Origin of the sequence: Sinorhizobium sp. 8-89 (assembly GCF_030124325.1) — a bacterium.
Lineage (GTDB): Bacteria > Pseudomonadota > Alphaproteobacteria > Rhizobiales > Rhizobiaceae > Sinorhizobium.
This window is the reverse complement of the sequence record NZ_JASKLR010000003.1, coordinates 317,960-339,469: the sequence shown is the minus strand read 5'-3', so window position 1 is coordinate 339,469 and position 21,510 is coordinate 317,960. Positions and strand designations below refer to the sequence as shown.

Below are 21,510 nucleotides of genomic sequence, written 5' to 3'. Positions count from 1 at the left end.
GCCGCCTGGGTCGGACATTCGTCCGGCTACAACGGCAGGGGACGACGATTTGACTGAACTCGATGAAAAAGACCGGCTGTTGATCGCCGCCCTGCGCAAGGATTCACGCCAGAGCCTTGTGGCGCTTGCCCGCCACGCCGGTCTCTCGCGCAGCGCCACGCACGAGCGGTTGCGCCGGCTCGAAGCGAAGGGCGTCGTTGCCGGTTACACGATCCGCCTCGGTCAGGAGGATAAGTCGCCCGTCGTGCGGGCGCTTGTCGCCGTCGCCTTCCAGCCCGGCAAGAATTGCGACCATGTCGTGCCGCACCTTTCCGGCATGCCACACGTGGTCAGTTGCTGGTCGCTCGCAGGCGCGACGGATCTGATGCTGCTGGTTGAATGCGATTCCAACGGCGAGCTCGACACGATCCGGCGAAAGATTGCCACGATTCCAGGTGTCGCCACCGTCCAGACGCATGTGACGCTCAGGACGCATTTCAACCGCCGATGCTGATCTCGAACGATGTCCTCCCGGTTCCGCCTTGCACTCGAAAAGCGGATCGCGCTGCATCGGTGTCGTCAGCAATAGATCCGGAATTTTTCGCGGATCGCCCGGTCGATGTCAGGCGCGATCACCGAAGGTGCCGCTTCCGATAGAATGCGATTCTTTCTCTCGATCGCGCGGGCGACGAGGTCCGGACGGCCGATCTCGACCCACTCCTTCGGGCTCGTGCGATCGGCAACCGCGGGATAGATATATTCGGTCTGCATCAGCCCGAGCGTCTGCGGGTGACCGAGATAGTGGCCGGGACCGTCGAGGCAGACGGAGCGCATGGTTTCGAGCGAAACCGAATCCTCGGTCACATCGATGCCGCGGATGCAGCGCTGCACCTGCCCGAGCATGTCGTCGCCGAGTACCAACGATTCCAGGCAGAAGCCGAGGAGCGAGGCATGCATGCCGAGGGCCTCGTAGACCATGTTGAGGCCGGAAAGTCCCGCCATGACGTTGGAGATCGCCTGCTCCCAGCCGGCCTGCATGTCCGGCAGCTTCGCGTCAGCGATGCCGGCGGCGGCCCCGCCTGGCAGGCGATAGAACTGGTGCATCTGCGCGCAGCCCGCCGTCAGCAGCGCCTGCTCACCGGAACCACCCGACATCGCGCCGGTCCTCAAGTCCGAAACGAAGGGCCAGGTGCCGAAGATCGCCGGATGGCCGGGCGACATGGCATTGACGTAGACGACACCCGCCAGGCATTCGGCGACCGCCTGCACGATCGCGGTCGCAAGCGGCGCCGGCGCAGTCGCCCCCGCCTGCCCTGCCGAAAGCAGCAGCACCGGCATGCCGCCTCTGATGCAGGCTTCCATGGTGATGCAGCTTTCCTCCGCGAATTTCATCGGCGGCACGACGAAGCAGTTGGAATTGGAAACGAAAGGCCGCGCCCGCCAGTTTTCCTCGCCGCCGGCGATCATATGGATCAGGTCGAAACAGCCCTCGACATGCGACGGATCGGAAAAGCTGGTGCCGACATGTTTCGTCGTTCCGGCGCAGCAGGCATAGAGCGTATTGATGTCCATCAGGAAGTTGTCGGGAACGTCGCGGCAGACCATCGCCCGCTGGAAGAAATGGACATTGTCCAGGTGGTGAACGAGTTGCGCCGCGTTCAGCAGGTCCTTCGCGGTCGACTCTCGGTATTCCCGCTTCTCGACATCGACAACGTGAACCGCCGCACCGGCGGTGCCGTAGTAGACGCGCGTACCGCTGAGCTCCAGATCCTGCTTCGGATCGCGGGCATGAAGCGTGATATCGCGGGCGGCAATGGCGAGCATGTCCTCGACCAGCGCGCGGGGGAAGCGAAGACGGCCGTCATCGCCGAGGACGGCGCCGGCACCAGTCATGATCTCGACGCCGGACTTCGGCGCATTGGCAAGCCCGATCTGCTCCAGCGCATCGAGCGCCGCTTCATGGATGCGCCGGACATTCGCCTCGCTCAGAGGCTTGTACTGACCGCCGGGAAGACCGGGGCGCACCGGCCGGATGTTTTCCGCAAGCGGCGCGGACCGAAGCGCCACACGCGCCGCTCGTCCGCCGGATCTCCTAGAAACCGCAACTGCGCATTCCTCAGCCATCATTCATCTCCCAATGGCGCTATAGCTCTTTGCCCTCACCCTGACCCTCTCCCCGCGCGCGGCGAGAGGGGACGAGCCGGCGCGGCAGGCCCTTCTCCCCGTATGCGGGGAGGAGATCGCGGCAGCGGGAAGAGGGGCATTGCGTGATTTGTCCGAAAGCCGGGCGGACCACCCCTATGCCCGCACCCGCTCCGCCTTCGGGTCATACATCGGCTTCAGCGAAGCCTCGGCCTTGACCCGCGTTCCGGCAATCTCGATCTCGTAGCTCGACGCCAGCACATCCGCGACGCTCTCGCCCCGGCAGGGCACATAGCCAAGGCCGATGGCGCCGCCGAGATAATGGCCGTAATTGCCCGACGTGATCGTGCCGACGATCTCGCCGTCGCGGACAATCGCTTCGTTGTGGAAGAGCAGCGGCTCCGGGTCGGCAAGCCGGAACTGCACCAGGCGGCGCAACAGCCCCTTGTTCTCTTTGGCAAGGACCGCCTCGCGGCCGATGAAATCATCCTTGTCCTGCTTCACTGCGAAGCCGAGCCCGGCTTCGAGCACATGATCCTCGTCGGTTATGTCGTGCCCGAAATGGCGGAACGCCTTCTCGATCCGGCAACTGTCGAGCGTATGCAAGCCGCAAAGTTTGAGGCCGACATCCCCGCCTGCCGCTTCCAGCGCCTCGAACACATGCGCCGCCTGGTCGGTCGAGACGTAGAGTTCCCAGCCGAGCTCGCCGACATAGGTCACGCGGTGGGCGCGGGCGAGGCCCATGCCGATCTCGATTTCGCGCGCCGTAGCGAAAGGATGCGCCTGGTTGGAGAAGGCGTTGGGGCTCACCTTCTGCATCAGCTCGCGCGCCCTCGGTCCCATCACGCAAAGCACGCTTTCGGCGGCGGTCACATCGGTGATCACCACGAACTCGTCGCGAACATGCTTGCGCAGCCAGGCGAGATCGCGCTGCAGCGTCGCGCCGGGCACCACCAGGAAGAAGGCGGTTTCCGAAAGTCGCGTCACGGTCAGGTCACTCTCGATGCCGCCGCGCGCGTTCAGCATCTGGGTGTAGACGATTCGGCCCGGCTCGACATTCATCTCATTGGCACAGAGCCGCTGCAGGAACGAAAGCGCATCGCGGCCCTCGACGCGAATCTTGCCGAAGGACGTCATGTCGAAGAGACCGACGCCATTGCGAACAGAGAGATGCTCCGCCCTCTGGTTCTCGAACCAGTTCTGACGCTTCCATGAATGGCGGTATTCGCGTTCCTGTCCGTCGTTGGCGAACCAGTTGGCACGCTCCCAACCCGCCACTTCTCCGAAGACGGCGCCGCGGGCCTTCAGATGTTCATGCAGCGGCGAGCGGCGGATGCCGCGCGCCGTCGCCATCTGGCGATAGGGAAAGTGATCGGCATAGAGCAGGCCGAGCGTCTCCGACACGCGTTCCTTGAGATAGCTGCGGTTCTTCTGGAACGGCTGCGCCCGGCGGATATCGACCTCCCAGAGATCGAAGGGCGGCTCGCCATCGTTCATCCATTGCGCCAGCGCCATGCCGGCGCCGCCGGAGGAAACGATGCCGATCGAATTGTAGCCGGCGGCAACCCAATAACCTTTCACCTCCGGCGCCTCACCGAGATAGTAGCGGTCGTCCGGCGTAAAGCTTTCCGGTCCGTTGAAAAAAGTGTGGATGCCCGCTGTTTCCAGCATCGGCATGCGGTTGACCGCCATTTCGAGGATCGGCGCGAAGTGGTCGAAGTCCTCCGGCAACTGATCGAAGCAGAAGTCCTCGCGGATGCCGTCCATGCCCCAGGGCTTGGCCTTGAGCTCGAAAGCGCCGACCAGCATCTTGCCCGCATCTTCCTTGTAATAGGTGCACTCGTCCGGCACGCGCAGCACCGGCAGACGGGTGAGGCCCGGGATCGCCTCGGTGACGATGTAGAAATGCTCGCAGGCGTGCAGCGGCACGGTGACGCCCGACTGGCGCGCGAACTCCCTGCCCCACATGCCGGCGCAGTTGACCACATTCTCCGTCTCGATCGTGAAGCTCTCGCCGTTCTGCTCGCAAGTGACGCCGATCACGCGGCCGTCTTTCTTGAGAACGGAGGTGACTTTCACACCCTCGATGATGCTCGCACCGTTCTGGCGTGCGCCTTTGGCAAGCGCCATGGCGATATTGGCGGGGTCGCACTGGCCGTCCAGCGGCAGATGCACCGCCGCCTTGACGTCGGAGGTGTTGAGATGCGGATACATCGCCTTCACCTCGTCCGGCGTAATTTCGCGGACATCGACGTTGAAGGCGCGGGCGAGCGAGGCCTGGCGGTAGATCTCTTCCTTGCGCTCCTCCGTCAGCGCGACAGTGATCGACCCGTTCTGGCGCATGCCGGTGGCGATGCCAGTTTCGGCCTCGAGCTTGACATAGAGGTCGGCCGAATATTTCGCGAGCCGCGTCATGTTCTGCGAGGCGCGGAGCTGGCCAATCAACCCGGCCGCATGCCAGGTCGTGCCAGACGTCAGTTGCTTGCGCTCGAGCAGCACCACGTCCGTCCAGCCGAGTTTCGACAGGTGATAGGCGACCGAGCAGCCGGAGACGCCGCCGCCGATGATGACCGCACGGGCCTTTGCAGGAATGGGCTTCGTCATGCTCTCAATCTTTCATTCGAGGAATCCCAGAGCGGCTGGTCCGGCTGAACGATCGCTTTGAAGCGGTCACCGAAAATCTCGACCTCGATTGCCTGACCCGGTACGGCGAGATCCGCGCGCAGCATCCCGAGCGCGATCGACTTTCCGACGCGATAGCCCCAGTTTCCGGAGGTCGTCTCGCCGACAACCTCGCCGTTCGACCAGAGCGTCGACATGTAGGGCGCGTCGCATTCGCCGGCCTCGACCGTCAGGGTGACGAAGCGCTTGCTGACACCCTGTTGCTTCTCGCGCTCCAGCGCCGCCTTGCCCTTGAAGGCCGGCTTCGACCAATCCACGAAGCGCTCCAGCCCGCCCTGCAGGATCGTGTAGTCGGTCGACAGGTCGCCCTTCCAGGCACGGTATCCCTTCTCGATCCGCAGACTGTCGAGCGCCTCCATGCCGAAAGGTTTGAGGCCGTGTTTCTGGCCGGCCGCCCAGACCGTGTCGAAGATCGCCGCCGTGTCGTCCACCTTAGTGTGGATTTCCCATCCGAGTTCGCCGGCGAATGATACCCGAACGAGCTGGCAGTAACGCCCGGCGATTTGTGCAGTCTGATGCGTGAGCCAGCCTTTCGAAAGGTCGGCGTCCGAAACTTCCGCCAAGATGTCGCGCGATTTCGGCCCGGTGAGGATCTGGCAGGAGAAATTCGCGGTCACGTCGTCAAGTGTGAAGGCCGCGTCCGCCGGGCGGTGCTTCTGCAGCCATTCGAAATCATGCCATTGCGCCGTCGCCGCGGTAATCAGGAAAAAGAAATCCTCCTCGATCGCTATCACCGACATTTCGGTGACGATGCGGCCCTTGTCGTCGGCGAAATAGGCAAGGCCGATACGTCCAGGCTTCGGCACACGACCCGTGATGAGCCCTGTCAGCCACTCCCGCGCCCCCTCGCCCTTGATGCGAAAGCGCGAGAAGCCCGGCAGGTCGAGAATGCCGGCGGCATCGCGGACCGCCAGGCATTCCTCCTCGATGCGTCTTGCCCACGGCCCTTCGCGACCCCAGGTCTGCGTCGCTTGCTCGGACGTGTCATCGCCGGGTTTCGCGTACCACATGGCACGCTCCCAGCCGTTATAGGGCTTGAACTGGGCGCCGAGCGCAGCGATACGGTCGTGGATCCGCGAGAGCTTCTTGCCGCGGCCTGCCGGCCAGTAGTGTTTCGGAAAATGCATCGCATATTCGTGGCCGTAGATTTCCATGCCCTTGGCGATGCAATAGTCCTGGTCGGTGTAGTCGGTGTAGCGGCGTGGATCGCAGGACCACATGTCCCATTCCGTCTGGCCTTCGGTCACCCATTCGGCGAGCACCTTGCCGGCGCCGCCGGCCTGGCAGATGCCGAAGGTGAAGACGCAGGCTTCGAAGGCGTTCGGCACGCCGGGCATCGGCCCGATCAGCGGATTGCCGTCCGGCGCGTAGGGGATCGGCCCGTTGATCACGCGCGAAAGACCGGCGGTGCCGAGGATCGGTACGCGCTCGACCGCGTCGTTCAGATACCATTCCAATCTTTCCAGATCGTCGGGGAAGAGCTGGAAGGAGAAGTCCTCCGGCATCGGATCATCAGGCGTTACCCAATGAGCGCGGCAATTCTTCTCGTAGGGCCCGAGATTCATGCCGTATTTCTCCTGCCGGAGATAATAGGAGGAATCGACATCGCGCAGCAGCGGCAGCTTGTGCCCCGCCTCCTTCGACCAGGCGGCGAGTTCGGGGATTTCATCGAAGAGAATATATTGATGGCTCATCACCATCATCGGCACGTCGCGGCCGAACATCTTGCCGACTTCGCGAGCGTAGTAGCCGGCGGCGTTGACGACATATTCACAGCGGATTTCGCCCTGCGGCGTGGAGATCACCCATTCGTCATTTTCGCGGCGCGCTCCCGTTACCGGACAGAAGCGGATGATCTTCGCGCCCAAGTCGCGCGCGCCTTTGGCGAGCGCCTGGGTGAGTTGCGCCGGGTCGATATCGCCGTCATAGGGGTCGTAGAGCGCGCCTGTCAGCTCGTGGGTTTCCAGGAAGGGATAGCGGCCGCGCATCTCGGCCGGCGTCAGGATGTCGAGATCCATGCCCTGGTAGCGCCCCATGCCGACGACGCGCTTGAACTCCAGCAGCCGCTCCTTCGAATGACCGAGGCGGATCGATCCGGTGACGTGATAGTTCATCGGGTAGTCGACCAGCGCCCCCAGATCGCGATAGAGCGAGGCCGAATAGCGCTGCATGTTCATGATCGACCAGGACGAGGAGAAGGTCGGCACATTGCCGGCCGCGTGCCAGGTCGAGCCTGCGGTCAGTTCGTTCTTTTCCAGAAGCACGCAGTCGGTCCAGCCGGCCTTGGCAAGATGATAGAGCGAGGAAGCGCCAACCGCTCCCCCGCCGATGATCACGACGCGCGCGTGAGACGGCAAATTCGACATGCGTAGTTCCCTCTTTTGAGGGGATATTTGACGACGAGCGAAAGACCATCAAGCAGCGAAACGAGGTTTTATTGATCGAGGATTTCGATTAGTCTTCCCGCGTTTTGGAGGCGGCGCGTCGCAAAGATGCAAGTTGAACTGATCGAGACGTTTCTGGACCTGATGGAAACGCGGAGCTTCAACCGCACGGCTGAGCGGTTGAACATCACCCAGTCGACCGTTTCTCATCGTGTGAAGGCGCTGGAGGCGCAGTTCAGCCGCAAGCTCTTCACCCGCAGCAAGGGCGGCACAGTCCCGACCGCATCGGGCCTGCGCTTTCTGGATTACGCGAAAGCGCTTCAAAATCAATGGCATGAAGCGACGCGAGCCGTCGCTAGCGCCGGTGCTTTCGAGCGTTCGATGCGGCTGGGTATCCAGCACGATCTGGCCGAGACCTTTGCCGGTGACTGGCTCGCCGCCGTCCGTCGCGAGTTGCCTCAGACCGAGATCTACATGGAGGCGGACTATTCCAACCAGATGAACCGCGATCTCGCGGCCGGGGAGCTTGACCTGGCGATTCTCTATACGCCCCACTACCTCCCTGATCTCCACTATGAACGGATCGGCGAACTGCATTACCTGCTGGTCAGCACCGAGGCCCGCGACATGGCCTCCGTCAATCCCGAAAGGTATATCCGCTCCAGCTATTCGCCGGCTTTCGACCGTGCCCATCGGCTGGCTCTGCCGCATCTCTCGGCCGCTTCGCTCTCCGCGGGGCAGAACATGGCGATCACGGGCCTGCTTCGCGCACTCGGTGGGGCCGCCTATGTGACGAAGGCCACCGCCGAACGACTCTCCGAAGATGGCGTCGTCGAAACGGTCGCCGACGCGCCCGTCATCCCGCAGGCCGTTTACGCGGCGACCAGCCTCCGCACCCGCCATGCGCATCAGCACCGCAAGATCATCGGCGCGATGGAGGGGCTGCTGTCTGCATTATAGCGGCGCAGCTTGGCGGAATTGCCCCTCACCCTAGCCCTCTCCCCGCAGAGGGGACTGGAGGGCGCGGCATTGTCCCTTCTCCCCGCGTGCGGGGAGAAGGTCGCGGCAGCGGGATGAAGGGCGCAAACCGCACACACTCCACTCACTGCGCCCCAAACTGCGCCTTCAGCCGGGTGACGTCCGCGGGCGTAACCGCCGGCGGATCGACCACCGCCATCCAGGCATCGATATAGTGCTCCGGCGCATAGACATGGCCGTAACCGATCGGCGACGTCGTCGCCAAGGCCATGTCGGCAAGAAGCTGCAGCCCGGTAACGACGGGAAACCAGCTTAGCGCTGGCGAGACATCGGGCCCCCGCGGCGCTTTCATCCATTGCGGCTCGCGATAGAAGGCATGGGGATCGAAGAAGGTCACGGGATCGCTCGCATATTGCAGGTAGACGATCCGCATCGCGCCCCAGCGCGCGCCTTCAATATCGAGCGCATTCTCCTGGCTCGTGAAGCGGATGACCGAACTGTCCCGGTAGCGCGGCAGCCATGCCGGGGAGGCAGGATCGCGGTCCGCGGTTACCGATTGCCACATCCCGCTTGGAAAGGGCGGCCCGCTCCAGAGCGCGCCCTGAAAAGGATCGCTTATGACGTCGAAGAGATCGACCGAGCCCTGCGAGTTCATCGCACCAAGACTCAAGCCGTGGAGATAGAGCTTCGGGCGCCGGTCCTTGGGCAGCGTCGTCCAGTAGCTGTAGACTTCATCGAAGAGCGCATTGGCGGCCTCGGCCCCGTAGCCCGGCTCGACCAGCAGCGACAACCAGCTCGTGAGATAGGAATATTGCACCGCGACGCTCGCGACATCGCCGTGCAGCAGATATTCGACCGGATCGAGTGCCGCCGGATCGATCCAGCCGGTGCCGGTCGGGACGACGACGAGCAGCGACTTGCGCTCGAAGCCGCCGGCGCGTTTCAGCTCTTCGAGGGCGAGCTTCGCCCGCTCTCTCGCGGTCTCAGCAGAATTCAGCCCCACATAGACCCTTACCGGGGCCTTCGCCTGACCGCCGAAGAGGGCACCGATTTCGGCAGCCGTCGGGCCGGAGGCAATAAACTGACGGCCCTGCCGCCCAAGCTCATCCCAATTGACCAGCGATGCGGCGCTGCCCGTCTTGACCGGATCCGATGGTGGTGGGATCTCGGCGTCGATATAGGCATCGAGCGTCTGGAACGAACTGTCGGCGGCACGCAACGCGAACTTGAAGATCAAGCCATCGGCCACGGACCAGAAAAGTGCAATGGCTGCAAGCCCGCCGATCGCCCTCGCGATGGGGCGGGTCACAAGGCGCTCCAGCATGCGCGAGAGAAAATGGAATGTCAGCCGGAACAGCCGCGCCAGAAAGACGAGCACGACGAAGATCGACGCCGCAATGAGACCGAGCTTCAAGGGTTCCGCCGTTTCGATCGGCGTGAGCCCCATGATGTTCCGGACGGTGTTCTGCCATCCCGCGGTCTGCCACAGGAACACAGCGACTGCCGCGCCGCAGACGAGCCCCGCCACGATCTTCAGCGTGCGTTGGCGCCGCGGAGACGCGTCCGGAAGTTCGAAGAAGGACCAGAGCCAGCGCAGGAAGACGCCGATTGCATAACCGGCCGCGAGCGAGAAGCCGGATATCGCTCCCTGGATCAGGTAGGGCCGCGGAATGAGGCTCGGCGTCAGCGAAACGGCGAAGAACAGCACGCCGACGAGCAGCCCGGTCGCAGAAAACGAATCCCAGAAGCTTGCAGGATTGCTTGAGAGCCGCGGCCGCGACATGTCCGTCCGTTGAAGGTGTTCCATGCGACCCTCCACTCTACAGCGCCGTGCGTCTTTTCAGACGCACAAAGGTCGCTGTAACACTTTGAATCGCTGCATGTTTTCTTCCTTAAATCGAATACGATTTAAGGAAACATGCAGTAGAGGCACTATCACCGGAATGTCCGGCGCGAGCGACGCGCAGGGAGCAATGTCGCCTCGCACTCTCTTGCAGTCAATTGTTGCGGCCAGCGCGATGCAGCCTAAATTCGTCGCTCCTTGATCGTGTTCATCACAAAACTCGTCTCGATCGAGGCGACGCATTTCAGCCGGGCGATCTTTTCCTTGATGAAGCGCTCATACTGTTCGAGCCCGGCACTCATGACTTTCAGCACATAATCGCGCGAGCCGGTGACAAGATGGCATTCGAGCACTTCGTCCCAGCCGCGGATCGCGTCTTCGAACATCACGATCTCGTCTTCGTGCTGGCGGCTCAGCCGGACGGTCGCAATCGCCGTCATCGTCCAGCCTTCGATCGCCGGATCGACGAGCGCGGTATAGCCGCGGATGACACCGCTTTCCTCCAGTCGCCGCAGGCGCCTGAGGCAGGGCGAGGCCGAGAGCCCCACCCGATCGGCGAGCTCGTTGTTGGTGATCCTTGCGTCGGCCAGCAATTCCTTCAAAATCCGTCGATCCATTTCATCGGCAATTTTCTGCGTCATATCTCTTCGTTTCCGGCAATTATTTGCGCTTATCAAAGCGAAGTGATCGCAAATAGCAAGGACCCGTCCAAGCGTCTGATATAATTTAGCGGTTAGTCGAGTCCGTTTCGTTCGAGGAGAAAAGCCATGACCGCGCCGCATCCTTCCAAGACCCACATCGGCAACCACAAGCTGCATCCTGAAACCCTCATGCTGAACTATGGTTACGATCCGGAGCTCTCGGAGGGCGCGGTCAAGCCGCCGGTCTTCCTAACGTCCACTTTCGTTTTCCGCTCCGCCGAGGAAGGCCGCGATTTCTTCGATTTCGTTTCGGGCCGACGCGAACCGCCTGCGGGTGTCGGTGCGGGGCTCGTCTATTCCCGCTTCAACCATCCGAATAGCGAAATCGTCGAGGACCGGCTGGCCGTTTTCGAGCGCGCGGAAAGCGGCGCCGTCTTTTCCTCCGGGATGGCGGCAATCGCAACGACCCTGCTCGCCTTCGTGCGCCCGGGTGACGCCATCCTGCACTCGCAGCCGCTTTACGGCGGCACCGAAACGCTGCTCGCCAGGACCTTCCTCAATCTCAACGTCTCGGCGGTCGGTTTCGCCGATGGCGTCGACGAAGTGGCTGTCAATCTTGCAGCCGAGGAGGCGATGAAAAACGGGCGCGTCGCCGTCATTCTCATCGAGACCCCCGCCAACCCGACCAACAGCCTCGTCGATATCGCCATGATCCGCCGCGTTGCCGACATGATCGGCGAGAGACAGGGGCACCGGCCCATCCTTGTCTGCGACAACACGCTGCTTGGTCCGGTCTTCCAGCACCCGATCGACCATGGCGCCGACGTTTCCCTTTATTCGCTGACCAAATATGTCGGCGGCCACTCGGACCTCATTGCCGGCGCAGTGCTTGGCTCGAAGGCAATCATAAAGCAGATCAAGGCGCTGCGCGGCGCGATCGGCACGCAGCTTGATCCGCACTCCTGCTGGATGCTCGGCCGCTCGCTGGAAACACTGTCGGTCCGTATGCATAAGGCGAACGACAATGCCCGCATCGCCGCCGAGTTCCTGCGCGACCATCCGAAGGTCGAGCGGATCCATTATCTGCCCTTCCACGACGGGGTCTCGCCGGTCGGGCGCACCTTTGCCGCCCAGTCGACCGGCGCCGGTTCGACCTTCTCCTTCGACATCGCCGGCGGTCAGGATGCCGCCTTCCGTTTCCTCAACGCGCTGCAGATCTTCAAGCTGGCCGTCAGCCTCGGCGGCACGGAATCGCTTGCGAGCCACCCGGCCGCGATGACGCATTCGGGCGTGCCGATCGAGGTGCGCCGCCGGATCGGCGTGCTCGAATCGACGATCCGCCTGTCGATCGGCATCGAGCATCCGGACGATCTCGTGGCCGATCTCGCAAACGCGCTCACGGTTGCCTGACGCGTTACGGGGCCCGTGCCATCATGCTCCCGGGGCCCCTCACAAAACACGGCACGCGATCACCGCCCCACTAGCGCGCTCTTCACCAGCAAGGCCGCCGCCGCGCCCGCGGTTTCCATATAGGTCGGGTCGCGGTGAAGCAGCACCACGGCAAAACTGCCGTCGAGGAGCAGCAGCACCTGCCGCGCCAGCATCAGAGGCTGTTCGACCCTTTCCGCTTCAAACACCTGCTGCAGCCAGGCCTCGAACCTCTTCTTGTGGGCGGCACCGACGCGGATTGCCGGATGGCCGGGCATGCTGGCGAGCTCGACGGACGTGCGCAAAAAGCCGCAGCCCTTCCATTTCGGGTGTCGGGCGGCGCGCGCCAGATTGCGAAAGATACCTTCGATCTTGGCTGCCACGTCACCCTCGGTGTCGGCAAACCATTTCTGAAAGAGCTTGAGGTTCGGCTGGTCGCGGCCATCAAGATAGGCGGCGATCAGATCGTCCTTGCTGTCGAAATGATAGTAGAGCGTGCGTTTCGTAACGCCGGCGGCCGCCGCTACGGCGTCGACGCTGACGGCGCGGATGCCTTCCGCATAGAAGAGCTTGGCTGCCGCGGAGACGATGCGGTCGCGAGTGGAGGAGGTACCCGTCATGCTATGTATACCGACTAGTGAATATACAGTCGCTTATCGCTCCCCTAGCCTGCTTCCGTCAACACCACGGGAGATCGCCATGTCCGACACAGTGCTTTTCGACGTCTCCGAAGGCGTCGCGCTGCTCACCTTCAACCGGCCGGAAAAGCTGAACGCGTTGAATTATGAACTGATAGACCGGCTGCTTGTCCTGCTCGACCTGATCGAAGTCGACGACACGGTCCAGACGGTCATTCTCACCGGCGCCGGCGAGCGGGCCTTTTCAGCCGGCGGAGACATTCCTGAGTTTTCCAGAAGCGTAGCGAAAGGTGTAAACGCGGCCGTCCGTGATTTCGTGCGGCGGGGACAAAGGCTTACCGCCCGTCTCGAAGCCTTTCCGAAACCGATCATTGCCGCCGTCAACGGCCTTGCCTATGGCGGCGGCTGCGAAATCACCGAAGCCGTGCATCTCGCCATAGCCAGCGAGCAAGCACGCTTTGCCAAGCCCGAGATCAGGCTGGCCATGCCGCCGACCTTCGGGGGCACTCAGCGCCTGCCGCGCCTCGCCGGTCGCAAGCGCACGCTCGAACTGCTGCTGACTGGAGACGACTTTCCCGCGAGCCAGGCGCTCGATATGGGGCTCGTCAACAAGATCGTGCCGCATGGCGACCTCATCACAGCCGCCCGCGAATTGGCTGCCCGCATCATGCGCCACTCGCCCCTTGCGACCGCCGCGATCATCACTGCTGTCACCCGGGGCCTCAACATGACGATCGGAGAAGGCCTGCTGAACGAGAGCGAACAGTTCGCGCGCATGGTGCCGAGCCATGATCTCGGTGAGGCACTCGCGGCTTGGAAGGAACGGCGCGAGCCGCACTACGCCGGACGCTGAACAGACGCTTAAATCGCGCCTAGCTGCGGGCGAAGCCAAGTGCGAAGAGCGCCAGCGCTCCGATCGACGCGAATGTCCGCACGTGGTTCCACCAGACCCAATCGGTCAGGTACCGTTTCTGCCAGAGCTCGTTGGCTGCCGGTCCGGGGGCCGCGGCCGCAAGCGAGTCATTCAACGGCACATTGAAGACGATCGTCACAAGCAGCGTGCCGACGACATAGGCAAGCCCGCCGGCCGCAAGCAGCCAGCTGCCCTGCCCGCCCGAAAAGAAGGCCGCGGCAATGAGGATCAGCCCGAGGAGCGCCGTTCCCATGAAGGCGCTGAGAAACAGCGGATTCTGGATCACCACGTTGATGGCATTCATTGCGGCGATGCCTTGTTCGGGCGGCAACCGCGACAAGGCCTGCATGATGCAGACGGAGAAGATGAAGAACAGGCCGGCCATGAGGCCGGAACCGACGACGGCGGCAAAAGCCAATGCGGGAATTAGAGCAGCCATCACATCATCCTTTTAGAAAATATGAGCAGTCCTCACATTTGCAAATGTGATAAACCCTCGTATTTTGAGTGTCAAGCAAATGTGAGGACTACTCATGAAATCAAATCCGGCGACCAGACCGACCGAAGAGGAACCAACCCTTCGCCGCAAGCCGAGCCAGAAGCGTAGCCGTGCGCGTGTCGAGCACATTCTCTCCTGTGCCATCAGGCTGATCGAGAGAAGGGGAAGCGACGCCATGCGCATGAGCGAGCTCGCGGAGATGGCCGGCATCTCCATCGGCTCGCTCTATCAATATTTTCCCGAGAAGGCGGCGATCGTGCGCACCCTTGCCGAACGCTACAATGCCGCCAGCCGAAACTGCATCGCGAGCGAATTCGCCAAAGTCACCACGCTCGCCGAATTGCGCAGCGCCTTTTCGGCACTCTTCGACACGTATTACGACATGTTTCTCGCCGAGCCGGTGATGCGCGACATCTGGTCGGCGATGCAGGCGGACAGAACCCTGCGCAAAATCGAACTCGTGGAAAGCCGGGCGAACGGAAAATTGCTCGCTGACACCTGGGCGAGGGTCGCTCCGGAAACGCCGCGCGAGAGAATCGAGAACGCCGCCTTTCTCATCATGCATCTCGGGGAATGCACGATGAGGCTCGCGGTCTCGGTCGACAGACCCGAAGGCGATCGCATCGTCAAGGCCTACGAGCACATGATCCTTCGGGAATTTGTCGCAGATGCCACTTGAGAAGCCGCAAGCTCAATTGACATCGCCGGCAACCGATCCTAATCATCTGAGATCGATTGGTTCCCGGAAAGCGAACGCCTTTCGGGAGTAAACGGGAACGTGACGGATGGACCCAAACTGGGCATCTCAATCACGGCCGACCCCGCGACTGTAGAGCGGCGTGAATTTGCCGTTCCGGAGCGATCCGGAAGAAGCCACTGGGAAGGACCGCGAGAGGGCGGTTCGATCCTGGGAAGGCGAGGCAAATCCCTGGTGACTAGAACACCGTGTGTTCAGATGAACGCGCAAGGATCTTGGCACCTGACGCCGTGAGCCAGGAAACCTGCCAGTTGATGCGGGCATTGTGCCCAACCCGGGAAACGTCCCAACGCCATCACGGAGGTTGTTATGGCTACGTCTACAGTTTCGAGCATTCCACTTTCCCTTAACGATCGTCTGGTCGCGGGCATCTCTGCCCTGTTGATCGGCGCTTTCCTTGTCTTCGGTGCAGGCCTCGCGAATTCGGCCGTTCTGCACGACACGGCGCACGACACCCGCCATTCCTATGGCTTCCCCTGCCACTGATCGATGCCATGGAACGCGCATGGCGTTCCATCGTTCGTCCGGCGTATAGCACGCGGGCGCAGTTGCCGTTTGGCATGCGCCCCAGCGTGCTCCGCTGGCATTTTGCATCCACGGAAACCGGAAATGGCGCCGGCTGTGGCGTCTGCACGGCGTTCGCGGATGCTGAATGACGCGCTGCGCTTCGGAGTGGCCGCGCGCCCGATTGAGGAATATCGACAATGATCGTCAAGACACTTCTGGCCGCGATCGTGGCCGGACTGATCGCCGGCGTCTTCATGACCGCCGCGCAGGAAATGCGCGTCGTGCCGCTGATCCTGCACGCCGAGAAATACGAGGGCGAAGCGCCGTCGGCGGATCATCCGGCAACGCAGGAGCCCGTCGCCGGTCACGACCAGCATTCATGGCTGAACGGGACTTCGGCGCTCGGTGCGCTGCTTTCCACGTTCTCGCCAGTCACACCGGCCCATGCACATGAACATGAGGGCGAGCATGAGGAAGGCGGCATCATGTTCGGCATGAGCCGCTTCTCCGGCACTCTTCTCGCCAATCTCGTGACCGGCGCCGGTTTTTCGCTGCTGCTTGCCGGCGTCAGCCTTGTGATCGGTTATCCGATCACGCTCGCGAACGGCGCCTTCTGGGGCGCCTTCGGCTGGCTGGCCGTCCACTTGCTGCCAGCGATCGGCCTTCCACCCGAACTGCCGGGCTTCCCGGCGGCCGAACTCGGCGACCGGCAGGTCTGGTGGGCCGCAACCGTGCTGCTTTCGGCAGTAGCCCTCTATCTGCTGGCGCTGCGCCGCGAACTGGTCGCCAAGATCGCGGGTCTGGCGCTCATCGCCGCACCGCAGATCTATGGCGCGCCGCAACCGCTCGACATTTCCAGCAACGTGCCCGCCGTCCTCGGTGCGGAGTTCGCCGTCGCCGCGCTTGCGACCACGCTTGCCTTCTGGCTCGTGCTCGGGGTGGTTTCCGGCTTCATCAACGACCGTTTCGTCAAGGCGCATTAGCGGAGACGGGGATCAAGGCACCGCCCGAAAATTCCAACGCCCCCACCTTCGGGGGGCGTTGGAGAGCGGCGGGCGATGAGGGCCGAAAAACTCAGCCCATTCGGTCGCGAGCAGTATCGAGCAGATGCGCGCGCAGCCGCTCGCGCCGAGTCTCGGGCTCCAACAGCACGCAGCTGTCGCAATAGCTGCCGCCGTCGGTGCGATAGTAGAGACAGCACCCGCCGCGCATCCTGTAGGTCCGCGTAAAGCCTTTCTCGCCCACGGCCGCTTCGATCTTCTCGTAGCAAAGCGCCTCGGAGCTGAGCGGGGACCCGACGCGCTTGACGATCGCCAGCGCCTGCGCGATCGCCTCCGCCTCCATTCCGCGCCGTCGTCCGACTTCGAGAAAGGCACCTGCCATGCTGTCGGCAGCAAGCCGCCATTGCGCGCGCGCCGACAGGCCGCAGCGCCACTTCAAGAGTGCGATGATCGGCTTCAGATGAGCGACAAAGAGATCGTGAAAAAGCTCGTCGGGATCGTCGGGCACGCAGCCGGCGACTTCCTTCAGTGTCATACAAAAACGAAAACGCCCAGCCTCGACGACACCCGCCTCGAGCGGACGCGCATAATGCTCGAAGCGCAAATGCTTCACGTCCGGAATGAGACTGCCGCAGAGATAGATGGCTGCCGCCGCAAGGCTGAGTTGATGACTATAGAGGGCGATGAGATGCGCCGCCCGCACCTTGTTGTCCATGCCGGCGGCGAAGCGCTCCTGATAAGCGAGACAGGTCTCCACATTGGGCGATCCCTCGGCCCAGAACGCCGACGGCAGCCGCATGTCCTCGTCCGGCGTTAGCGAGCAGGCAACCTCGGGAAACGCGGCCTCGAGCCAGGCGATGGCGGCCCTCGCCTTCCCCTCGCCGGCGGTGTCTCCCATCTCCCGCTTCCGCGCATTCTCCATCCCGTCTCCGTCGCGATCAGATTCGCGGGCCACCCGCCGACAGCCAGCCACCCTCGAAGCCGGCCCGGCGCAGTCCGCGGCCGAAGGCCGGGATGCTGCGTGTGATATCCCAGAGCAATCCGCTTCTCCAGTTCTCGATCATCATGACGGACAGGCCCTGGTCAAGTCCCACGACCCTGTCGTCCACCCAACCCTCGGCCCCCGCGCCCGGCAGGCTTGGATTGAAGCCGCCGGGAAGGCGGTCTTCGCTGAGCAGCGCCGGATAACGGGAAAGCAGATGACTGATGCCACCAAGGCCTGCCTCCGGTTCGAAGGGCAGGCAAGCGACCGGCGCCCAGGGAACGAGCGTCCCGTCGTCGGCTCCGAAGGGCGCGCCGCGCGCCGCGTAGCCGAGCATGCGCTGCCAACGGCCGTCACGAAGTCGCAACCGACCCTTCGGCGCGTGGCAGGCGCTGAAGCCCCAGAGATCGCGGCAATAGCCGGCGAAGGCGCCGGGGTTTTCCTCTGCATGCGCCCGCTGGAGCGCGATCGCCCGACGGGTGTTCTCAAAATAATCGCTCCCGGTCTTGCCCATCTCGGCATCGCGAAGGGCGCGGAAATCGATCCATGCATGGGGAAAGAGGTGGATGAAGAGCGCACCCGCGTGAAGATGCCGGCCGCCATCGATCGGTAGCCATTCATGAGCAGCGGTGAAAGCGTCGTAGTTCTCGGCCGCGATTGCGTGGCGCGGTGCGGCGAGCGCCAACACATAGAGCAACAGCGCTTCGCTATATCCGCGCCAGCGGTACCGCAGGAAACGACCGGGCGGACGCCACCCCATCGTCAGCGTGTCGCCGCGATTGAGTGCCCATGCCCAGTCCGCTCGCTCGAAAAGCCGTTCGGAAAGGCTGCGGATCTCCACCTCGTCCCGCCCGCGCTCCGAGAAATAGGCGGCTGCCGTCAGCATGCCGGCAAAAAACAGAGCGCTGTCGATGGTCGAAAGCTCGCTGCTCCAGGTGCGCTCGCCGGTGCGCATATCCAGGAAATGATAGTAGAGGCCGCGATAGCCGGTGGCGCGTGTATCGCTTGCCTGCCTGCTGGGCGCAAGAAAACGCAAGACCGTCAGCACGCGACGGGCGGCCTCAGCGCGGCCCATCCAGCCGCGTTCAACCGCGACAGGGTAACAGGCGAGGCCGAAGCCTGTCGCGGCGATGCTTGACGGCGATCCTGCGCGGGACGTGTCCGCGACGAGACCCGTCCTGGCATCGGAATATCGAAGAAAATAGCCAAAGCCAGCGCGTTGCAGCCGGTCGATCCGCGTATTGTCCGTGTCCAAGGTGAATTGAAGCATCCCAAGTTCCGTCTGACGCGCTTTCTCGCGGGATCGCTCAACGCGTTCGCGCCGACTGCGTCAGCGATATCTAACGCTCAACGCCCCTTACATGCACCCGCGGATAATACCCGTTCAAGGGCAAAATCGGGCGATGTTCGGCTCCACCTGCAGGCAAAGACATCGGCGATCACCGAATATTGTAGAGCGGATCGTTCGCAACGGTCGCACAGCCGCAATCCTGTGCTACATTCTCCCAGATGCCTTGATTTTGGCGTGATGCAATCCAAGCATCACTGATGTGATCAATTTTTTGAAGTGCAGGGTGCGGGCAGACCACCTTATATTTCTCCGCATTCAGCCACGAAGTGACCACGCAATAGGTTGATGCGATGTTGAGCACGTTGGCATTGATCCTGGCCCTCAGTGGGAGTCCGATTCAATCGGCCGCCATGCCGGCGGACGTCGATGTGGAACTGGTACTGGCCGTCGACATGTCCGGATCGATGGACATGGAAGAGGCTCGGGTGCAGCGGTCCGGCTATCTGCAGGCGCTGCGGCATCCGGACTTCATCAACGCGGTCAAGGGCGGCCTGCTCGGGCGTATCGCGATCGGCTACTTCGAGTGGGCGGGACTTGTGAACGAGCAGTCGGTGGTCACCTGGCAAGTGATCGACGATGCAGGCGACGCCGAGGCTTTCGCGGCCAAGGTCGAGGCCCGCCCGATCGGCACGCGCCGCGGCACGTCGATTTCCAACGCCATCCTGTTCGGCACGAGCCTGATCGATTCCAACGCCTTTTCCGGCGCACGCCGGGTCATCGATATTTCCGGTGACGGCCCGAACAATACCGGCCCGCCGGTGACGCCCGCCCGCGATGGGGCGGTTGGCCGCGGCATCATCATCAACGGGCTTGCGATCCTCATCCGCCCGTCGGTCTCGACCGGACCGCTCGACCAGTATTATTCGGAATGCGTCATCGGCGGACCCGGATCCTTCGTGCTGCCGGTGCATGAACCGGAGGATTTCGCGATCGCGATCCGCCAGAAGCTGATCCTCGAAGTGAGCGGGCTCACTCCACCGCCCGCTCTTCATCTGGCCGCAACAACTGCGCCCGGCACCGATTGCCTGATCGGCGAGAAGCTCCGACCGGGATTTCTCGACCGGATCTATCCGGAGCTCGACCGATAGACAGTGTCGCGGTCACTGAATTGACAACACTGCTTCCTTCATTCGCTGCCAGGCATGAGCGCGGAGACGCCGCCGTCGACGAAAAGGGTCGTGCCGTCGATGAAGTCGGAATCGGCGGAGACCAGGAAGAGGATGGCGCGGGCGAGATCGTCCGGAACACCGGGCCGGTCACGCAGGTTCAAGACGGGTCGGGTCGGATCGAAGGTATCCTTGCCGACCGGCGAGCCGATCTTGTTCGGCACCACGCAGTTGACCCGGATCTTGTGCTTGGCGAGCTGGATCGCCAGAGAGCGCGAGAGATTGGTGACACCCGCCTTGGCCGCCGTGTAGGCAACGGCACGCGGACGGCCGTAGAAGCCCGAGGTCGAGCCGACATTGACGATGTTACCGCCATGGCCCTGCGCCACCATCTGCTGGGAGAAATATTTGCTCATGAGAAATGTGCCGGTCAGCGTCACCGCGATCACCCGGTCCCATTCCTCCTTCGTGACGTCCAGAATGTGCTTGTTGTCACTGATGGCGACATTGTTGACGAGGATATCCACCTTGCCGAAGCGGTCGGCCACGCCTCTGACGAGCGAAATGACGCCTTCTTCGTCGGCAACGTTGGCGAGGAACACCTCGGCCGTGCCACCTGCTGCGCGGATCTCCTCCGCGACGCGTCCGGCACGCTCGGCGTCGATGTCGGTCACGGCGATGCTTGCGCCTTCCCTTGCCAGAAGCTTCACCGTTGCCTCGCCGATATTCCGGCCGGCGCCGGTGACGACCGCCACTTGATCGATCAGTTTCATTCTGTCCTACCGTTCTTTGGCGTGGAGTGATCCGGCCGGCCGCTGAGGGCCGGCCACGAGACTAGAGCTTGTTGTCCGGCCGCCACCGGTCGAAGCGGCGCTCGATCATCCTGAGTATGTTGGTGAGATCGACGCCGGCGGCCGCGATCAGAATGATGCCGAACATGACCCGGTCGGTCTGGAAGGTGGCGCCGGCGACGGAGATGAGATAGCCGACACCCGCCTGTGCCGAGTACATCTCGCCCACCACGATGCCGATCAGCGCGTGGCCAAGGCCGAGGCGCAGGCCCGTCAGCAGGAAAGGAACGGCCGCCGGGAAAGCGACGGTCAGGAACATCTGCCGGTCGTTCGCACCGAAGGAACGGGCCACCTTGATGTAGTCGCGCTCGACGGTCTGCACGCCGGCGGTCGTGTTGATGAGAATCGGGAACACGGAGCTCAGAAAGATGATCGCGAACTTCGAGCCGAGACCGATGCCGAACCAGATCATGATCAGCGGCAGGAGCGCAATGCGCGGCGTCGCGTAGAGCGCCGAAATGATCGGATCGAGTGCCGCGTTGAAGCGACGATACCAGCCCATCAGAATGCCGAGCGGGACGCCGACGACGATCGCCAGTCCATAGCCGACAAGCAGTTCCAGTCCGCTGATGGCAAGGTGCGGATAGATGCTGCTGTCGGCGAACATAGCATAGCCTGTTGCGATGATGCGGCTCGGCGAACTGGTGAAGAGCGGATTGACCAGGTCGAGGCGGACGACCGCCTCCCAGAGCAGGAGCGCCATGATCATGGTGAAGCCCCCGAGCAAGGCGTTCTCGTGGCGTACCAGAAACTCGTAGATGGCGAATTCCGATTTGCGCTGTCTTGGGATCTCTTGTTCTTCGGTAACGGACGTCATCTCTCGCTCCC

Annotated in this window: 20 protein-coding genes and 1 riboswitch; of the genes, 8 read left to right on the top strand and 12 right to left on the bottom strand. The window is 62.8% G+C overall.

The window, feature by feature from the left end:
* Window positions 1–49: 49 nt before the first annotated feature.
* A complete protein-coding gene (locus tag QN219_RS08955) occupies window positions 50–493 on the top strand; it encodes an Lrp/AsnC family transcriptional regulator (RefSeq protein WP_283999261.1) in 444 nt (147 codons plus the stop codon).
* 65 nt (window positions 494–558) lie between these two features.
* On the opposite strand, the gene QN219_RS08950 is transcribed toward QN219_RS08955, so the two are convergent.
* The 3 genes from QN219_RS08950 to QN219_RS08940 all read right to left on the bottom strand — a co-directional run bounded on the left by QN219_RS08950 (window position 559) and on the right by QN219_RS08940 (window position 7,169).
* The gene (locus QN219_RS08950) at window positions 559–2,103 is read right to left on the bottom strand and encodes a trimethylamine methyltransferase family protein (RefSeq protein ID WP_283999260.1); all 1,545 of its coding nucleotides are present in this window, start codon (window positions 2,101–2,103) and stop codon (window positions 559–561) included.
* Window positions 2,104–2,277: 174 nt separating this feature from the next.
* The gene (locus QN219_RS08945) at window positions 2,278–4,725 is read right to left on the bottom strand and encodes an FAD-dependent oxidoreductase (RefSeq protein WP_283999259.1); all 2,448 of its coding nucleotides are present in this window, start codon (window positions 4,723–4,725) and stop codon (window positions 2,278–2,280) included.
* Window positions 4,722–7,169, bottom strand: coding sequence for an FAD-dependent oxidoreductase (locus QN219_RS08940; protein ID WP_283999258.1), 2,448 nt, complete (start codon window positions 7,167–7,169; stop codon window positions 4,722–4,724). The genes QN219_RS08945 and QN219_RS08940 overlap by 4 nt, the downstream gene beginning before the upstream one ends.
* Window positions 7,170–7,295: 126 nt before the next feature.
* Here QN219_RS08940 and QN219_RS08935 point away from each other — a divergent pair, with 126 nt between their 5' ends.
* Entirely contained in the window at window positions 7,296–8,147 is an 852-nt protein-coding gene (locus QN219_RS08935; protein WP_283999256.1) for a LysR family transcriptional regulator, read from the top strand.
* Window positions 8,148–8,289: 142 nt separating this feature from the next.
* Here QN219_RS08935 and QN219_RS08930 read toward each other — a convergent pair whose 3' ends face one another.
* Together QN219_RS08930 and QN219_RS08925 are read right to left on the bottom strand one after the other, a co-directional pair.
* The gene (locus QN219_RS08930; RefSeq protein WP_283999255.1) at window positions 8,290–9,972 is read right to left on the bottom strand and encodes an alpha/beta-hydrolase family protein; all 1,683 of its coding nucleotides are present in this window, start codon (window positions 9,970–9,972) and stop codon (window positions 8,290–8,292) included.
* A 218-nt stretch (window positions 9,973–10,190) separates the two neighbouring features.
* Window positions 10,191–10,649 (bottom strand): Lrp/AsnC family transcriptional regulator, encoded by a 459-nt coding sequence (locus QN219_RS08925; protein WP_283999254.1) that lies wholly within the window; start codon window positions 10,647–10,649, stop codon window positions 10,191–10,193.
* Window positions 10,650–10,775: 126 nt separating this feature from the next.
* Between QN219_RS08925 and QN219_RS08920 the strand changes: the two genes are divergently transcribed.
* Window positions 10,776–12,059 carry a cystathionine gamma-synthase family protein gene (locus tag QN219_RS08920; RefSeq protein ID WP_283999253.1) on the top strand — a complete coding sequence of 428 codons (1,284 nt, stop codon included), beginning with the start codon at window positions 10,776–10,778 and terminating at the stop codon, window positions 12,057–12,059.
* 59 nt (window positions 12,060–12,118) lie between these two features.
* Here the strand turns inward: QN219_RS08920 and QN219_RS08915 are convergent, their stop codons facing one another.
* Window positions 12,119–12,697 carry a TetR/AcrR family transcriptional regulator gene (locus tag QN219_RS08915; RefSeq protein WP_283999252.1) on the bottom strand — a complete coding sequence of 193 codons (579 nt, stop codon included), beginning with the start codon at window positions 12,695–12,697 and terminating at the stop codon, window positions 12,119–12,121.
* 79 nt (window positions 12,698–12,776) lie between these two features.
* Here QN219_RS08915 and QN219_RS08910 point away from each other — a divergent pair, with 79 nt between their 5' ends.
* Window positions 12,777–13,568 (top strand): crotonase/enoyl-CoA hydratase family protein, encoded by a 792-nt coding sequence (locus QN219_RS08910; protein ID WP_283999251.1) that lies wholly within the window; start codon window positions 12,777–12,779, stop codon window positions 13,566–13,568.
* Between the two features lie 19 nt (window positions 13,569–13,587).
* Here the strand turns inward: QN219_RS08910 and QN219_RS08905 are convergent, their stop codons facing one another.
* Window positions 13,588–14,067, bottom strand: a complete 480-nt coding sequence (locus QN219_RS08905) for an anthrone oxygenase family protein (RefSeq protein ID WP_283999250.1) — start codon at window positions 14,065–14,067, stop codon at window positions 13,588–13,590.
* A 94-nt stretch (window positions 14,068–14,161) separates the two neighbouring features.
* Between QN219_RS08905 and QN219_RS08900 the strand changes: the two genes are divergently transcribed.
* The 3 genes from QN219_RS08900 (at window position 14,162) to QN219_RS08890 (ending at window position 16,374) form a co-directional block, all read left to right on the top strand.
* Entirely contained in the window at window positions 14,162–14,806 is a 645-nt protein-coding gene (locus QN219_RS08900) for a TetR/AcrR family transcriptional regulator (RefSeq protein ID WP_283999249.1), read from the top strand.
* A 40-nt stretch (window positions 14,807–14,846) separates the two neighbouring features.
* A riboswitch (cobalamin riboswitch) is annotated at window positions 14,847–15,151 on the top strand.
* Between the two features lie 42 nt (window positions 15,152–15,193).
* A complete protein-coding gene (locus QN219_RS08895) occupies window positions 15,194–15,370 on the top strand; it encodes a CbtB-domain containing protein (protein ID WP_173509653.1) in 177 nt (58 codons plus the stop codon).
* Window positions 15,371–15,588: 218 nt separating this feature from the next.
* Window positions 15,589–16,374 carry a CbtA family protein gene (locus QN219_RS08890; protein WP_283999248.1) on the top strand — a complete coding sequence of 262 codons (786 nt, stop codon included), beginning with the start codon at window positions 15,589–15,591 and terminating at the stop codon, window positions 16,372–16,374.
* Window positions 16,375–16,465: 91 nt separating this feature from the next.
* Here QN219_RS08890 and QN219_RS08885 read toward each other — a convergent pair whose 3' ends face one another.
* From QN219_RS08885 to QN219_RS08875, 3 genes are all read right to left on the bottom strand, one after another.
* Window positions 16,466–17,290 (bottom strand): IucA/IucC family C-terminal-domain containing protein, encoded by an 825-nt coding sequence (locus tag QN219_RS08885; protein WP_283999247.1) that lies wholly within the window; start codon window positions 17,288–17,290, stop codon window positions 16,466–16,468.
* Between the two features lie 40 nt (window positions 17,291–17,330).
* A complete protein-coding gene (locus QN219_RS08880; protein WP_283999246.1) occupies window positions 17,331–18,644 on the bottom strand; it encodes a glucoamylase family protein in 1,314 nt (437 codons plus the stop codon).
* A 169-nt stretch (window positions 18,645–18,813) separates the two neighbouring features.
* A complete protein-coding gene (locus QN219_RS08875) occupies window positions 18,814–19,026 on the bottom strand; it encodes a hypothetical protein (RefSeq protein ID WP_283999245.1) in 213 nt (70 codons plus the stop codon).
* Here QN219_RS08875 and QN219_RS08870 point away from each other — a divergent pair.
* Entirely contained in the window at window positions 19,016–19,813 is a 798-nt protein-coding gene (locus tag QN219_RS08870; protein WP_283999244.1) for a DUF1194 domain-containing protein, read from the top strand. The genes QN219_RS08875 and QN219_RS08870 overlap by 11 nt on opposite strands.
* Before the next feature lie 38 nt (window positions 19,814–19,851).
* On the opposite strand, the gene QN219_RS08865 is transcribed toward QN219_RS08870, so the two are convergent.
* On the bottom strand, window positions 19,852–20,604 hold the full coding sequence (locus QN219_RS08865; RefSeq protein ID WP_283999243.1) for an SDR family NAD(P)-dependent oxidoreductase: 753 nt from the start codon (window positions 20,602–20,604) through the stop codon (window positions 19,852–19,854).
* 61 nt (window positions 20,605–20,665) lie between these two features.
* Window positions 20,666–21,499, bottom strand: coding sequence for an ABC transporter permease (locus QN219_RS08860; protein WP_283999242.1), 834 nt, complete (start codon window positions 21,497–21,499; stop codon window positions 20,666–20,668).
* Window positions 21,500–21,510 lie beyond the last annotated feature (11 nt).

What these genes read in the sequence shown, in the direction of transcription:
- QN219_RS08935 (WP_283999256.1), top strand. Translation starts at nt 7,296, where the DNA reads ATGCAAGTTGAACTGATCGAGACGTTTCTGGACCTGATGGAAACGCGG.
- QN219_RS08950 (WP_283999260.1), bottom strand. Translation starts at nt 2,103, where the DNA reads ATGGCTGAGGAATGCGCAGTTGCGGTTTCTAGGAGATCCGGCGGACGA.
- QN219_RS08920 (WP_283999253.1), top strand. Translation starts at nt 10,776, where the DNA reads ATGACCGCGCCGCATCCTTCCAAGACCCACATCGGCAACCACAAGCTG.
- QN219_RS08870 (WP_283999244.1), top strand. Translation starts at nt 19,016, where the DNA reads ATGTTGAGCACGTTGGCATTGATCCTGGCCCTCAGTGGGAGTCCGATT.
- QN219_RS08880 (WP_283999246.1), bottom strand. Translation starts at nt 18,644, where the DNA reads ATGCTTCAATTCACCTTGGACACGGACAATACGCGGATCGACCGGCTG.
- QN219_RS08860 (WP_283999242.1), bottom strand. Translation starts at nt 21,499, where the DNA reads ATGACGTCCGTTACCGAAGAACAAGAGATCCCAAGACAGCGCAAATCG.
- QN219_RS08865 (WP_283999243.1), bottom strand. Translation starts at nt 20,604, where the DNA reads ATGAAACTGATCGATCAAGTGGCGGTCGTCACCGGCGCCGGCCGGAAT.
- QN219_RS08930 (WP_283999255.1), bottom strand. Translation starts at nt 9,972, where the DNA reads ATGGAACACCTTCAACGGACGGACATGTCGCGGCCGCGGCTCTCAAGC.
- QN219_RS08890 (WP_283999248.1), top strand. Translation starts at nt 15,589, where the DNA reads ATGATCGTCAAGACACTTCTGGCCGCGATCGTGGCCGGACTGATCGCC.
- QN219_RS08895 (WP_173509653.1), top strand. Translation starts at nt 15,194, where the DNA reads ATGGCTACGTCTACAGTTTCGAGCATTCCACTTTCCCTTAACGATCGT.
- QN219_RS08885 (WP_283999247.1), bottom strand. Translation starts at nt 17,290, where the DNA reads ATGGGAGACACCGCCGGCGAGGGGAAGGCGAGGGCCGCCATCGCCTGG.
- QN219_RS08900 (WP_283999249.1), top strand. Translation starts at nt 14,162, where the DNA reads ATGAAATCAAATCCGGCGACCAGACCGACCGAAGAGGAACCAACCCTT.
- QN219_RS08915 (WP_283999252.1), bottom strand. Translation starts at nt 12,697, where the DNA reads ATGACGGGTACCTCCTCCACTCGCGACCGCATCGTCTCCGCGGCAGCC.
- QN219_RS08925 (WP_283999254.1), bottom strand. Translation starts at nt 10,649, where the DNA reads ATGACGCAGAAAATTGCCGATGAAATGGATCGACGGATTTTGAAGGAA.
- QN219_RS08905 (WP_283999250.1), bottom strand. Translation starts at nt 14,067, where the DNA reads ATGGCTGCTCTAATTCCCGCATTGGCTTTTGCCGCCGTCGTCGGTTCC.
- QN219_RS08940 (WP_283999258.1), bottom strand. Translation starts at nt 7,169, where the DNA reads ATGTCGAATTTGCCGTCTCACGCGCGCGTCGTGATCATCGGCGGGGGA.
- QN219_RS08945 (WP_283999259.1), bottom strand. Translation starts at nt 4,725, where the DNA reads ATGACGAAGCCCATTCCTGCAAAGGCCCGTGCGGTCATCATCGGCGGC.
- QN219_RS08910 (WP_283999251.1), top strand. Translation starts at nt 12,777, where the DNA reads ATGTCCGACACAGTGCTTTTCGACGTCTCCGAAGGCGTCGCGCTGCTC.